13 protein-coding genes are annotated in these 13847 nt (G+C 70.4%); 7 read left to right on the plus strand and 6 right to left on the minus strand.

Annotated features, from left to right (window positions below; all coding sequences use genetic code 11):
- Window positions 1-1306: methylmalonyl-CoA mutase family protein (locus tag JWR86_RS12575; protein WP_299565942.1), on the minus strand; the 1306-nt coding region annotated here is incomplete at its 3' end.
- A 122-nt stretch (window positions 1307-1428) separates the two neighbouring features.
- On the opposite strand from JWR86_RS12575, the gene ccrA reads away from it, so the two are divergent.
- On the plus strand, window positions 1429-2709 hold the full coding sequence (gene ccrA / locus JWR86_RS12580) for a crotonyl-CoA carboxylase/reductase (RefSeq protein WP_299565945.1): 1281 nt from the start codon (window positions 1429-1431) through the stop codon (window positions 2707-2709).
- An 18-nt stretch (window positions 2710-2727) separates the two neighbouring features.
- Here the strand turns inward: ccrA and JWR86_RS12585 are convergent, their stop codons facing one another.
- Complete coding sequence (locus JWR86_RS12585; protein ID WP_299565948.1) at window positions 2728-4713, minus strand: methyl-accepting chemotaxis protein; 1986 nt, start codon at window positions 4711-4713, stop codon at window positions 2728-2730.
- Between the two features lie 232 nt (window positions 4714-4945).
- On the minus strand, window positions 4946-5833 hold the full coding sequence (locus tag JWR86_RS12590; protein WP_299565978.1) for a YihY/virulence factor BrkB family protein: 888 nt from the start codon (window positions 5831-5833) through the stop codon (window positions 4946-4948).
- A 110-nt stretch (window positions 5834-5943) separates the two neighbouring features.
- Between JWR86_RS12590 and JWR86_RS12595 the strand changes: the two genes are divergently transcribed.
- Both JWR86_RS12595 and JWR86_RS12600 read left to right on the plus strand, forming a co-directional pair.
- Window positions 5944-6828 (plus strand): DMT family transporter, encoded by an 885-nt coding sequence (locus tag JWR86_RS12595; protein ID WP_299565951.1) that lies wholly within the window; start codon window positions 5944-5946, stop codon window positions 6826-6828.
- Window positions 6829-6866: 38 nt separating this feature from the next.
- Entirely contained in the window at window positions 6867-8531 is a 1665-nt protein-coding gene (locus tag JWR86_RS12600) for an acyl-CoA dehydrogenase family protein (RefSeq protein WP_299565954.1), read from the plus strand.
- A 25-nt stretch (window positions 8532-8556) separates the two neighbouring features.
- Here the strand turns inward: JWR86_RS12600 and JWR86_RS12605 are convergent, their stop codons facing one another.
- The 3 genes from JWR86_RS12605 to JWR86_RS12615 all read right to left on the minus strand — a co-directional run bounded on the left by JWR86_RS12605 (window position 8557) and on the right by JWR86_RS12615 (window position 10179).
- The gene (locus JWR86_RS12605; protein ID WP_299565957.1) at window positions 8557-8748 is read right to left on the minus strand and encodes a hypothetical protein; all 192 of its coding nucleotides are present in this window, start codon (window positions 8746-8748) and stop codon (window positions 8557-8559) included.
- Between the two features lie 102 nt (window positions 8749-8850).
- Window positions 8851-9420 carry a DUF4142 domain-containing protein gene (locus JWR86_RS12610; protein WP_299565960.1) on the minus strand — a complete coding sequence of 190 codons (570 nt, stop codon included), beginning with the start codon at window positions 9418-9420 and terminating at the stop codon, window positions 8851-8853.
- A gap of 129 nt (window positions 9421-9549) precedes the next feature.
- Window positions 9550-10179, minus strand: coding sequence for a TlpA disulfide reductase family protein (locus JWR86_RS12615; RefSeq protein WP_299565963.1), 630 nt, complete (start codon window positions 10177-10179; stop codon window positions 9550-9552).
- An 18-nt stretch (window positions 10180-10197) separates the two neighbouring features.
- Here JWR86_RS12615 and argH point away from each other — a divergent pair, with 18 nt between their 5' ends.
- The 4 genes from argH to JWR86_RS12635 form a co-directional block, all read left to right on the plus strand.
- Window positions 10198-11616 (plus strand): argininosuccinate lyase, encoded by a 1419-nt coding sequence (gene argH, locus JWR86_RS12620; protein WP_299565966.1) that lies wholly within the window; start codon window positions 10198-10200, stop codon window positions 11614-11616.
- A gap of 46 nt (window positions 11617-11662) precedes the next feature.
- Entirely contained in the window at window positions 11663-12019 is a 357-nt protein-coding gene (locus JWR86_RS12625; RefSeq protein ID WP_299565969.1) for a hypothetical protein, read from the plus strand.
- A 14-nt stretch (window positions 12020-12033) separates the two neighbouring features.
- On the plus strand, window positions 12034-13305 hold the full coding sequence (gene lysA / locus JWR86_RS12630; protein ID WP_299565972.1) for a diaminopimelate decarboxylase: 1272 nt from the start codon (window positions 12034-12036) through the stop codon (window positions 13303-13305).
- Between the two features lie 102 nt (window positions 13306-13407).
- Window positions 13408-13847 (plus strand): DUF4175 family protein (locus tag JWR86_RS12635; protein WP_299565975.1); only part of this gene is annotated, 440 nt, incomplete at its 3' end.

Consider the following 13847-nt stretch of genomic DNA (forward strand, 5'->3'; position numbering starts at 1 on the left):
AGTCGCGGATGCGCTGCTCGGCCTCCATCTCCACGGTCTCCGACACCGTGAAGATCGCGCCCTCGCCGGCGGTGAGCGGCGAGGGTTCGCCGGCCTGGAACTTGTTGACGCCGACCACGATCTGGTCGCCGGCCTCGATGGCCGAGATCCGCTTGGCGTTCGATTCCACGAGCGCCCGCTTCAGGGCACCGGTCTCCACCGCCGCGACCGCGCCGCCGATGCCGCCGATCTCTTCGAGCGCCTGCCGGGTCTCGGCCTTCAGGGCCTCGACCTTGGCATCGATGACCTTCGAGCCGTCGAAGATGTCGTCGTATTCGAGGAGGTCGGTCTCGAAGGCCAGGATCTGCTGCATGCGCATGGACCATTGCTGGTCCCAGGGGCGCGGCAGGCCGAGCGCCTCGTTCCAGGCCGGCAGCTGCACGGCTCGCGCGCGGGCACGCTTGGAGAGCGTCACGGCCAGCATCTCGATGAGGATGCGGTGGACGTTGTTCTCGGGCTGCTGCTCGGTCAGGCCGAGGCTGTTGACCTGGACGCCGTAGCGGAAGATGCGCTTCTTCGGGTCGGTGATGCCGTAGCGCTCCTGGGCGATCTCGTCCCAGAGCTCCGCGAACGCCCGCATCTTGCAGATCTCGGTGACGAACCGCATGCCGGCGTTCACGAAGAACGAGATGCGGCTGAACACGTCGGCGAAGCTCGCCTCGTCAAAATCGGGATCGTCCCGCACCGTGTCGAGCACCGCGATGGCGATGGCGAGCGCGTAGGAGAGCTCCTGCACCGGCGTCGCCCCGGCCTCCTGCAGGTGGTAGGAGCAGACGTTCATCGGGTTCCACTTCGGCATCTCGGCCGTGGTGAAGAGGATCACGTCCTTGATGAGCCGCATGGAGGGCGCCGGCGGGAACACGTAGGTGCCGCGCGACAGGTATTCCTTGACGATGTCGTTCTGCGTGGTCCCCTGCAGGAGCCGCCGATCGGCGCCCTGCTCCTCGGCCACCGCCAGGTAGAGCGCCAGCAGCCAGGCGGCCGGCGCGTTGATGGTCATGGACGTGTTCATGGCCGCGAGGGGAATGCTGTCGAACAGCATCCGCATGTCACCGAGATGCGCGACCGAGACGCCGACCTTGCCCACCTCACCCTGGGCGAGCTCGTGATCCGGGTCGTAGCCGGTCTGCGTCGGGAGATCGAAGGCGACCGAAAGCCCGGTCTGCCCCCGGGACAGGTTGCTGCGGTAGAGCGCGTTCGACTCCGTCGCGGTGGAGTGCCCGGCGTAGGTGCGGAACAGCCAAGGCTTGTCGGGCGTCGCGTTCAAGGGATGTCTCCGCAGAGCCGGGCCGGCCACCGCTGCGGCACCGGCGGCTCAACCTATGTTCATGTTGCCGTGCAGCATAGCGCCAAATAGGGTGGGCCTAAGTCAGACCATCGGAGAGGCTCATGTCGGTTGTCGCCCTGCGCAGGACTTCGGAGCCGAAGAGCCTCTACGCGATCGGCGAGATTCCGCCGCTCGGCCATGTTCCGGAGCAGATGCACGCCTGGACGATCCGGCGCGAGCGCCACGGCCCGCCCGAAGAGTCGATGCAGCTCGAAGTCGTTCCGACCTGGCCCATCGGCGACGACGACGTGCTCGTCCTCGTGATGGCCGCGGGCGTCAACTACAACGGCGTCTGGGCGGGCCTCGGCGAGCCCATCTCACCCTTCGACGTGCACAAAGGGCCGTTCCACGTGGCCGGGTCGGACGCCTCCGGCATCGTCTGGGCGGTCGGCGCCAAGGTGAAGCGCTGGAAGGTCGGCGACGAGGTGGTCGTCCACTGCAACCAGGACGACGGCGACGACGAGGAGTGCAACGGCGGCGACCCGATGCTGTCCTCCTCGCAGCGGATCTGGGGCTACGAGACCCCGGACGGCTCCTTCGGCCAGTTCTGCCGCGTGCAGTCGCGCCAGCTCATGGAGCGTCCGCGCCACCTCACCTGGGAGGAGAGCGCCTGCTACACCCTCACCCTCGCGACGGCCTTCCGCATGCTCTACGGCCACCAGGGCCACCGGCTGCAGCCGGGCCAGAACGTCCTCGTCTGGGGCGCCTCGGGCGGCCTCGGCGTGTTCGGGGTGCAGATCTGCGCGGCGGCCGGCGCCAACGCCATCGGAGTGATCTCGGACCCCGACAAGCGCGACTACGTGCTCGGGCTCGGCGCCAAGGGCGTCATCATCCGCAAGGATTTCAACTGCTGGGGCCAGCTCCCCAAGGTGAACTCGCCCGAATACGCCGAATGGACCAAGGAGGCCCGCCGCTTCGGCAAGGCGATCTGGGACATCACGGGCAAGAAGGACGTCGACATCGTCTTCGAGCATCCGGGCGAGCAGACCTTTCCGGTGTCGACGCTGGTGGTGAAGCGCGGCGGCATGGTGGTGTTCTGCGCCGGCACGACCGGCTTCAACCTCACCTTCGACGCCCGCTACGTCTGGATGCGGCAGAAGCGCATCCAGGGCTCCCATTTCGCCCACCTGAAACAGGCGACCGCGGCCAACCGCTTCGTCATCGACCGGCGCATCGACCCCTGCATGTCGGAGGTGCTGCCCTGGGCCGACATTCCGAAGGCCCACACCCTGATGTGGAAGAACGAGCATAAGCCCGGCAACATGGCCGTGCTGGTCAACGCGCCGCGGCCGGGCCTCAGGACCCTGGAAGACGTGCTGGAGGCGGGCCGCGAGGCAAGCTGATCCGGCCGTCGGCGGCGCCTACGCCGCCTGCACGCTCCGCAGAAAGCCCTGCATCTCGCCAGACAGGCGGCGGGCGGCGGCGCCGAGTTCCTCTGCCAGCCGGGCCACATCGCCGCCGATGATCTCCGCGGCATCGGCCGCCACGGTCACGTCCCGCATCGCGTGGGCCCCCTGGCGCGACTGGTTCATGGCCTCCCCCATCCGGATCGCGATCTCGCTCGATGCGGCCTTCTGCTCCTCCACCGCGGCCGTGACTGCTCCGGTGGCTCTCGCCACCTCGTTCATCACCGCCGAGAAGGAGACCACGTCCCGTGCGGCCTGGAACGCCGCAGATTGCAGGGACGAGATGTCGGCGGCGATCCGGTCCGTGGCGGCGGCCGTCTGCTGCGCCAATGACTTCACCTCCGCGGCGACCACGGCAAAGCCGCGGCCGGCTTCCCCGGCCCGCGCGGCCTCGATGGTGGCGTTCAGCGCCAGGAGGTTGGTCTGGCTCGCCACCGAACGGATAAGATCGATGACCTCGCCGATGGTGCGGGCCTGGCCGGCCACACCCTCGATAGCCGAAGCCGTGCGGGAGGACATCGCGACCGCGTTGCCGACCACGTCCTGCGAGCCCGCCGCGTTTCCGGAAATCTCCGCGGTCGAGAAGGCGAGTTCCTCGACCGCTCCGGTCGCGATGCGGATGTTGTCGGCGGCGACCTCGACCGCCTCCAGGGCGGCCCCGGCCTGTCCGGCCACGTCGCGCGCCTTCGCGCCGACCCGCTCGGCGGCATCGTGGAGGAGCCGGGACGCCCCGGTCACGGTGCCGATCACCGCCACGCCGGCGCGTTCGAACTCCTCCACCAGACGGGCCACCTCGTTCGCACGCTCCTCCCGCCGGGACGCCTCCGCCGTGTTGATCCGCGCGAGCCGGGCCCGGCCGGCGGCGTTCTCCTGTGCCGTGACGAGGGCGCGGGCGAGGCTGCCGATCTCGTTCCTGGCATCCACATGCGGGATTTCGACCCGGTCTTCCCCCGCGGCGAGCCGGTTTGTGGCCCGCGTGATGTCCTGGATGGGCAGGATGAGGCTGCGGCCGAACGCGACGGCAAAGGCCACCAGGAACAGCAGCGCGCCGACGAGGCCGAGTTCCATCACCGAGGTGCCGTGGCGGATGCGGGCCGTTGTGCTGGCCAGGGCCTCGGCCTGGGCTGCGCCCGTCTCGGCCTCGAGCGAGCTCGCGGCCTTGATGATGGCGTCGATCGCCGCTCCGAGCCGGGCCCGGTTGGCCGACAGCTCCGTTTTGACCTGAACCCAGGCCTTGAACACGTCCTCGTAGGCGGAAAGTTCGCGCCTCAACTCCGGCCCGATCTCCCCCTTCTGCTCGGCGAAGCGCAGAACCGCCTTCAAGGCCGCGGCCACCTCGGCGAAGGTGATGGCTCCGGGCCGCGGCTCCCCGAGCATCGTGTCGCGCTCGATCGCCTTGAGCCGTGTGACCGCCGCGACGGCCGGCCCCGCAACGGAGGCCGGAAGCGGCCGGTTTCTCGCCATGAGCTCCAACTCGAGCGATTTGGCCTGCAGCGCGCCCGTCAAGCCGGTGCCGTCGCCGCCGAATTCGTCCCCCAGCGCCAGGAAGCTCGCATGCAGATCGCGGGCCCGGATCGCAGCCGTGGCAAGGGCTGCGATCCGCTCGTCCAGGGCGACATCGTCCGTGGCGGCGGACAGGCGCTCGAAAAAGCCGGCGAGCTCGTCATGGGTCAGCCGGAAGCGGCTCCGCGCAGCCTGGATCGACAGGGCGGTGCTGGCGGCGCTCGCATCTCCGGCGGCGACCCGGAGGAAAACCGCCTTCTCGAGAATGCGGGTCGCCAGGAGCCGTGTTTCGGAGAAGCGCGACTGCCTGGCGTAGGCGGCCTCGGCGTCGCGCCGGGCAAGCCAGACGGCGGCAATCAGGGCCGCGATGAGCACGAGGGGGATCGCGCACAGGAGCACGATGCGGAGCCTGATCGACAGTTTTCGAAGCCGCGTCATCGGACTTTGTCTGTTTCCAACAAAGCAACTGATGACGAGGTCAGATGAACGGAGTGTTTCCACTCTCTCCGGGCGGTTCACGGCGGTGGCGACCAAGGCGACGGCCGGCCTCGTGCGGCCGAGGTTGGCGCGTGCCGGCCCGCGTGCAGAGCCGGGCGGCGGATCGCGACCTGCCCGCCGCACCAACTCCCGAGCCTCCGGGAGCGGCGGCGGAGGCTGGCCGACGTCCCGGTCAGGGCGTCGGCAGACCGTCCGTGATGGGTTGCGGCCGCATGGCTTCCGCGAGACGCCGCCGGCGGGCAGCGATCAGCGTGCCGTTCACCTCGCCGCCGAACAGGAACATGGCCGCGAGCCAGTACAGGAACACCAGCGCCACCATGGCGGTCGCGAGGCCGCCATACATGGACACGTAGGTGGTCGCGAAGCGGTCCAGGTACCAGCCAAAGGCGAGGCCCCCGAAGAGCCACAGCAGCAGGGTGGTGCAGATGCCCGGGACGATGTCGCGGAACCGGCGACGGCCGGCCGCCACGAATTTGTGAGCAATCGCGAGGGCGCCGACGATGGCTGCCGTCGCGATGGTGAAGCGGAGCAGCGTCACGGTCAGCTTGAAGGTGGACAATTCGGGCACGAGGCTGGTCGCCCCCCGCCACAGCAGCGGCCCGAGCACCACCAGGAAGGCGAAGGCCAGCATCGTGAAGGCGCCCAGGATCACGTAGGCGATCGATTCGAGCCGGGTCACCCACCAGGCCCGCACCTCCGGTCGCCCGTAGGCCCGGTTCAACCCGACCCGCAGGCTCTCGACCCCCGAGGACGAGAAGTAGATGGCCAGAACGGCGCCGAAGGTGAGGATGTCGCGCCGGCTCTGGGTCAGCACGGTCCGGACCTCGCCGGCGATCGGTCCCGCGACCTCCTTGGGCCACGCCTCCAGGATCAGCGTGGCGGCCTCGTCTGCGAGCGGGGCCGAGCCGAACAGCGGCGCCAGCGCCGTCAGCAGGATCAGAAAGGGAAACATCGAGGTCAGGACGGAGAGCGCAATGTGGCTCGCGATCGCCCAGCCGTCGTGCATGACGAAGCGCTGGAAGGCGAGCGCAAGGATCTCGAAAAAGGATTTCGGCCGCAGCACGTCCCGCTCTCCGCCGCGGACATGGCAGCCCCGGCCGGAGCGTGCAAGCGGCCCGCGTCGTCCTGCGCTATGCAGGGCACACCTGTTCTACCTCCGCTTGAGTTCTCGTGCGCCGCTCGCTCCCCTCCTCCGGGCTCCTGTCGATCGGGGTCCCGGCCGCCTTTGTTGTGCTCTGGGCGACCGGATTCGTGTCGGCCCGCCTGGTCGCGCCCTATGTCGAGCCGATGACCTTTCTGGTCTGGCGATTTGGCACCACCACGGCAATTCTGCTGGCCTTCGTGCTCGCCGTCGGGGCGCCCTGGCCGAAGCGCGCCCGGGATTGGGGCGATGCGGTTGTCGCCGGGCTCCTGCTCCAGGGCGTCTATCTCGGCTGCGTGTTCTGGGCGATCGCGCACGGCATCCCGGCCGGGGTCGCGGCCCTGATCGCGGCCGCACAGCCACTGCTGACCGCCCTCCTCGCCGGAACGCTCCTGGGCGAGCGCGTCTCGCCGCTGCGCTGGGGCGGAATCGCGACCGGCTTCCTGGGAGTCGGGCTTGTGCTCTGGCCGAAGCTCGGCGGGCCGGAGGCCTATCCCGGGCCCGCGCTCGCCGCTTCCATCGGTGCCCTGCTGGCGATGACGGCGGGCACGATCTGGCAGAAGCGAACCGGCGCGGCGATCGACCTGCGGATGGCGGCCCTGATCCATTTCGGGGCCTCGTTCCTGCTGGTGCTCGGCCTCGCCTGCGCCTTTGAGACGGGCCGCATCGAGTTCACGCCCGCCTTCTGGGTCGGTTACGTGTGGTCGGTGCTCGGCAATTCCATCGGGGCCGTCGGCCTGCTGCTGTTCATGATCAGCCGCGGCGCGGTGGTCGGCGTGACCTCGGTCCTCTTCCTCGTGCCGCCGATCGCCCTGCTGATGAGCAACGCCCTGTTCGGGGACACGATGGGGCCCGTGCAGATCGCCGGCATGGCGGTGGCCGTGCTGGGTGTGGCCCTCGCGGCGCGCCCATAATCGTTTGACGGCGGGCCGGCTGCCAATAAAGAAGCCGCATGTCTGCTTCACCTGCTTCCGCCGCCGTCGCGCCGAATCTCTCGACCACTCTGGAGGCGGCCGCGGGCCGCGCCCGCGAACTCGTGGCCGAGGCCTCGCGCCGGGTCCGGTCGACCGTGGTGGAGGACGGGCGTCTGTCGCCGGCGCGGCTCGATGCGGAGCAGCACGCCACCCACGGCCTCGCCTGGGCCGCGACCTACGCGGCTGCCCTCGACGAACTCGCCCGCTACGCGGGGCGCCTCGAGCCGGAAGGTAGGCTCGGCGAGGTCGAGCGGTTGCTCGTGCGGATCGGCGCGGGCGAGTACCTGGACCAGCTCTTCTCCGGCATCCCGATGAGCCAACTCGAGACGGCGCGGCTCGCGGAGCTGGGGCTCCCGGCCAGGGAGGCGGCGCGCTTCCGCTCGGCCGAGGTCGAGGACCTGATCGAGACCGGCAACACGGCGGAGAACCGCGCCCGGCTGGTCGCCCTGCTGCGTGAGGGCGCCACCCCGGATGCCGGCCTCGACGACACCCTCGATTCGATCCGGGGCGAGATGCGCCGCTTCGCCCAGGCCGAGGTCGAGCCGCACGCGCATGGCTGGCACCTGCGCAACGAGTACATCCCGATGGAGGTCATCGAGCAGATGGCCGAGCTCGGCGTGTTCGGGCTCACGATCCCGGAGGAGTATGGCGGGCTCGGCCTGTCCAAGGTGTCGATGTGCGTGGTCTCGGAGGAGCTCTCGCGGGCCTATATCGGCGTCGGCTCCCTCGGCACCCGGTCGGAGATCGCGGCCGAGCTGATCCTCGGCGGCGGCACCGACGAGCAGAAGCGCCGCTTCCTGCCCAGGATCGCCTCGGGCGAGCTGCTGCCCACCGCCGTTTTCACCGAGCCCAACACCGGGTCGGACCTCGCCTCGCTCAGGACCCGCGCCGTCAGGGAGGGCGACACTTGGCGCGTCCACGGGGCGAAGACGTGGATCACCCATCCGGTTCGGGCCGACATCATGACGCTGCTGGTGAGGACCAATCCGGACCAGCCCGGCTATCGCGGCCTGTCGATCCTCCTCGGCGAGAAGCCGCGCGGCACCGACCAGGACCCCTTTCCGGTGGAGGGGCTGACGGGCGGCGAGATCGAGGTGCTCGGTTATCGCGGCATGAAGGAATACGAGCTGTCGTTCGACGGCTTCGCGGTGCCGGCCGACAACCTGCTCGGCGGGGTCGAGGGCGAGGGCTTCCGGCAGCTCATGGCGACCTTCGAATCGGCCCGCATCCAGACCGCGGCTCGGGCGGTCGGCGTCGCGCAATCGGCCGTGGACGTGGCCCTGCGCTATGCCGAGGAGCGCCAGCAATTCGGCCGCGCCCTGGTCGCGTTCCCGCGCGTCGCCGACAAGATCGCCCTGATGGCGGTCGAGACCCACATCGCCCGGCTGCTGACCTATTTCGCCGGCCGGTCCAAGGACGAAGGCCGCCGGTGCGACCTGGAAGCCGGCATGGCGAAGCTGCTCGGCGCCCGCGTCGCCTGGGCGGCCGCCGACAATGCCGTGCAGATCCACGGCGGCAACGGCTTCGCCCTCGAATACCCGGTGAGCCGCATCCTCTGCGACGCCCGCATCCTGTCGATCTTCGAGGGCGCCGCCGAGATCCAGGCGCAGGTCATCGCCCGGCGGCTCCTCGAAAACCAGTAGCTCTCCGCCCGGAGGCGGCGCGCCGCTATTTGGTGATCTTCACCGAGACCGGGTCGCTTCCGGGGAACGTCTCCTCGACCGCGTTGTCGAGCTGCTTGTCGAGGTTCTCCTTGGAGTTCTCGGGCAGCTTGCGGTCACCCGGATTGGCGGTGGCCCCGACACCCGTCGATTTGCGAGACTTGGTGGCCTCGGCGGCCGCGTCGGCAGGCTGTGTCATGGTCCCCTCCGCTCCGGCTCGCTGACGCCGGTGGCGGGACCGTAACGCGAGGGCGCCGGTTCCGATCCCGCCCGAAGGCGCGAACCGGACCGGCGCGGCGCGTCAGCCGAGCGACTTCTGCAACTCCCCGAGATGGACGAGGTGTTCACGGATCATGGCACGGGCCAGCTTGGCCATGCCGGTGTGGTGCACGTCCTTGCCGCCCTTGAGGTACTCCTCCTGGATCGCCAGCAGGTTCTGGTGACCCTCGATCTGGCCCGTGACGTACATCTTGTCGAAGGCGGCCCCGGCCTGGGCCGACTGCAGCTTCTGGACCATGTCGGCCATTTTCGGATCGGGCGCCGGCTTGAGCGAGGCGTCCATGCTCCTCAGCACCTCGGCGATCGTGGTCTGCTCGTCATGCTCGAACTTGGCGAACTGCTTCACGCCGGCATTGGACGCCTTCTGCATGGCGATGTCGCTCGTCTGCAGAGCGACCGTGCCTGCCATCAGCGTCTTGCGGGCGTGCTCCATCTCGGCGTTGCCCATCGCGCCGCGCTGGCCGGCGCCCGCCTGGCCCGTCTGGCCGGCCTGCCCGCTTTGGCCGGTTTGGCCGGTTTGGCCGGTCTGGGCCGCCACGGGGCCGGCCGCGGCCGCGGCGCCGAGCGCCAGCAAAATCATTCGTCTGTCCATGGGTGTCTCCTGCCTCGCGCGTCACGAGAGCACTGCTGGCCCGGGTCAGGACCGTGCGGGCAAAACGCCGACAGGTTGGGACCGTTGCGGTGCAGAGCCGTACCTCCGGCCGGCCGCACGCAAGCGTGATCAGGGCCGCGCGGCCGAGACCAGCGCCCGCCCCTCGGCGCTCGCCCACTCGGCCCAGCCGCTCAGCCGCCCGAGGAGGCAGCCGTCCGACCCGAGCAGCAACGTGGTCGGCAGTCCCTCGGCCAGCCCCGCCGCCCGCAGCTCCTGGAAGATCTTCGCCTCCGGGTCGGCGTAGCGGGCCAGCGAGGTGATGCCGGCCTGCTGCAGCCACGCGCCCGGGCGCTCGAGGTCGCGGGTGTCGATGTTGACGGCGACGACCTCGAAACCCGGCCCACCGAACTCCGCCTGCAGCCGGTCGAGCGCGGGCATCTCCCGCTTGCACGGCTCGCACCACGTCGCCCAGAGGTTCAGCAGAACGGCCTTGCCGCCGAAATCCGACAGCGCGAGCCGAGCGCCGTCCGGGGCGTTGAAGCGCAGGGCCGGGGCCGGCGCCGCGCGCCCGGCGACCTGAAAGGCCGCCACCTCGCCGCGGGCCAGGGGCCCGAGGCGCGACAGCGTGGCGGCCGAGACGGTGCAGGACGGATCCGGCCGGTTGCCGGCGTAGCGGGCGGTCCCGTATAGGCCGAGCCCAAGCAGCGCCGCCGCCGCCAGGGCTCCCCCGACGAGCCGGCGAGTGAGCTGAACTTTCACGAAAGACGAGCCGAGAGCATGAGCAACCGTATGTGGGGCGGCCGCTTCGGAAGCGGCCCTGCCGAGATCATGCAGGAGATCAACGCCTCCATCGATTTCGACAAGCGCCTCGCCGACCAGGACATCCGCGGCTCTCTGGCGCATGCCGAGATGCTGGTAGCAACCGGCATCCTGTCCGCAGAGGACGGGGTGGCGATCCGGACCGGCCTCGAGACGGTGCGGGGCGAGATCGAGCGCGGGGACTTCAGCTTCTCCCGCGACCTCGAGGACATCCACATGAACGTGGAGAGCCGGCTGCGGGACCTGATCGGCCCCGCGGCGGGCCGGCTGCACACGGCCCGGTCGCGCAACGACCAGGTCGCGACCGACATGAAGCTGTGGACGCGCGACGCGGTGGACGCGCTCGACGGCCAGTTCGCCGACCTCCAGCTCGCTCTGGCCGAGAAGGCGGCGGCGTTTGCCGACGCCGTGATGCCGGGCTTCACCCACCTGCAATCGGCGCAGCCGGTCACCTTCGGCCACCACTTGCTCGCCTATGTGGAGATGCTCGGGCGCGACCGCGGCCGCTTCGCCGACGCGCGCCGGCGCCTCAACGAATGCCCGCTCGGCGCCGCCGCGCTCGCCGGAACCTCCTTCCCGATCGACCGCCGGCGCACCGCTGCCGCGCTGGGTTTCGACCGGCCGACCGCGAACTCCCTCGATTCGGTCTCCGACCGGGACTTCGTGCTCGAGGCGCTGGCCGCCGCCGCGATCGCGGCCGTGCACCTGTCGCGCTTTGCCGAGGAGGTGGTGCTCTGGACGACGCCGCAATTCGCCTTTGTGCGGCTGTCGGACGCCTTCACGACCGGCTCGTCGATCATGCCGCAGAAGCGCAATCCGGATGCGGCCGAGCTGGTGCGGGGCAAGACGGGCCGCATCCTGGGAGCCCTGCAGGGGCTCTTGGTCGTGCTGAAGGGCCTGCCCCTCGCCTATGGCAAGGACATGCAGGAGGACAAGGAAGGCGCCTTCGACGCCCTGCACACGCTGTCCCTGTGCATTGCGGCGACCGCCGGCATGGTCCGCGACATGGAGCCCGATTGTGACGCCATGCGGCGGTGGGCCGGGGCGGGCTATGCGACTGCGACGGACCTCGCCGATTGGCTGGTCCGGGTGCTGGGCCTGCCGTTCCGGGACGCCCACCACGTCACCGGCCGGCTGGTCGGCGCCGCCTCGGCGCGCGCGGTCGGGCTCGAGGAGCTGACCCTCGCCGAGATGCAGGCAGTCGAACCCCGGATCAGTCCGGAGGTCTTCTCCGTGCTCGGCGTGGACGCCTCGGTGCGCAGCCGCACAAGCGAGGGCGGCACCGCGCCGGAGCAGGTGCGGCGGCAGGCGAACCTGTGGCTTGAACGCCTCCGCGAGGGCTCTCGCGCATCCGGCGGCGCCGGCGGGCTCGCGTGACGTCGAGGCTTGTGCTTTAGCTGGCCGACCTTTCGGAGCCCTTTGGATGACGTGCTTCCCAGGAAGCGCCCGGCGCGCACCCCTTCTCGCCCTCCTGATGGCGGGCGTGATGGTGCTCGGCCTCGGCGCCTGCGGCCGGCGCGGCCAGCCGGAGCCGCCTTCGAGCGCGGCTCCGTCGGCCTCGGCCACGGGACGGGCCGCCGTTCCGGGTGATGCGCGGCCGAATGCCGGCGCGCTCGCGACCTCGCCGGCCTCGCGCACCCAGCTGACGGTGGATGACGAGACCGACGAGGAGGACCCCAATGCCGGGGTCTCGCCGCAACCCACCCCCGTGCCGGCCCGACGGCGCTCCCGCGCCTACACCGTGCCGAAAGAACCCTTCATCCTCGATCCGCTGCTCTAAGAGCGCGCCCCGGGATGCACCATTTCCAGTACCGTGACGGGGTGCTGCACGCCGAAGGCGTGAGCCTGGACCGGATCGCAGCCGCGGTCGGGACACCCCTCTACTGCTATTCGACCGCCACCCTGGAGCGCCATTACAGGGTGTTCGCGGAGGCGTTCGCCGGCCAGGACGCGCTGGTCTGTTTCGCCGTCAAGGCGAACTCGAACCAGGCCGTGCTGGCCACCCTCGCCCGGCTCGGCGCCGGCATGGACATCGTGTCCGAAGGTGAGCTCCGCCGTGCCCTGGCGGCCGGGACCCCGGCCGACCGCATCGTCTTCTCGGGCGTGGGCAAGCGCCCGGACGAGATGGCGGCGGCGCTCGATGCCGGCATCCTGTGCTTCAATGTCGAGAGCGAGCCCGAGATGGAGGCCCTCTCGGCGGTGGCGCAATCCCGCGGCACGCGGGCTCCGATCTCCGTCCGGGTCAATCCCGACGTGGACGCCCGGACGCATGCCAAAATCGCGACCGGCAAGGCCGAGAACAAGTTCGGCATTCCGATCTCCCGGGCGCGTGAGGTCTACGCGGCCGCCGCCCGGTTGCCGGGGCTCCGGATCACCGGCGTCGACATGCATATCGGCAGCCAGATCACCGACCTGGCGCCGTTCGGAAACGCCACAGCATTGTTGGCCGAACTGGCCCGCGACCTCATGGCGGCGGGCCACCCGCTGGAGCATCTCGATCTCGGCGGCGGCCTCGGCATCCCCTACCGGCTGGGCGACCCGCCGCCGCCCGATCCCCACGCCTATGCGGAGGTGGTGACGCGCCACACCCGCGACCTCGGGCTGAAGCTCGTCTTCGAGATCGGCCGCATGATCGCTGGCAACGCCGGCATCCTGCTGAGCCGCGTGATCTATGTGAAACAGGGGTTCGATCGCACCTTCGTGATCGTCGACGCGGCCATGAACGACCTGATCCGGCCGACCCTCTACGACGCCCATCACGACATCGTGCCCGTGGCCGAACCGGCCGCCGGGGGCGCCTGGCTGACCGCCGACGTGGTCGGCCCGGTCTGCGAGACCGGTGACTACCTCGCCCGGGGCCGCAATCTGCCCGCCGTCAAGGCCGGCGACCTCTTGGCCGTGATGACGGCGGGCGCCTATGGCGCCGTGCAGGCCGGCACCTACAACACCCGCCCGCTGGTGCCCGAGGTTCTGGTCCATGGCGAGGGCTTCGACGTGGTCAGGCCGCGCCGCAGCCTCGAGGAGCTGATCGGCGAGGACCGGATGCCCGGCTGGCTCGTCACCTGACGCGACGGGCCCGCGCCAAAGGGCTGCACTAGCCGCGGCGAGTCGGCGTGCTAGTCTCGGGCTCATGACGCCTGACCGTTCCTCGCCACCGGTCGCTGCCACATGACGGACCGCGACGCCGGATCTGGTGTGCCGATCGGCCCGGAGAACCGGGCGCGGGAGCACCTGTCGGAGCTCGTGCGGCGGGCCACGGCGAGCCTGGTCTGGGAGCGGGCCTGGCCCATTCTCTGGGGCCCCCTCGCCGTCCTCCTCCTGTTTCTGACCGTCTCATGGCTGGGCCTGTGGCTGGACCTGTCGGTCCTGGGCCGCCAGGTCGGGCTCGCGCTGTTTGGGCTCGCGTTTCTGCTCTCGCTCTGGCCGGCGCTGCGCTTCCGGATGCCACGGCGGGACCTGGCCCTCGACCGGGTAGACCGGGATTCCGGCGCCGGGCACCGGCCGGCCCGCGCCTTCGAAGATTCGCTCGCCCTCGGCAGCAGCGATCCCGGCTCGCGCGCCCTGTGGGAGTTGCACCGCCGCCGCGCCGCCCGGGCCGTGGCCGGCCT

This window comes from Enterovirga sp. (genome assembly GCF_028290205.1).
Taxonomy (GTDB): domain Bacteria; phylum Pseudomonadota; class Alphaproteobacteria; order Rhizobiales; family Beijerinckiaceae; genus Enterovirga.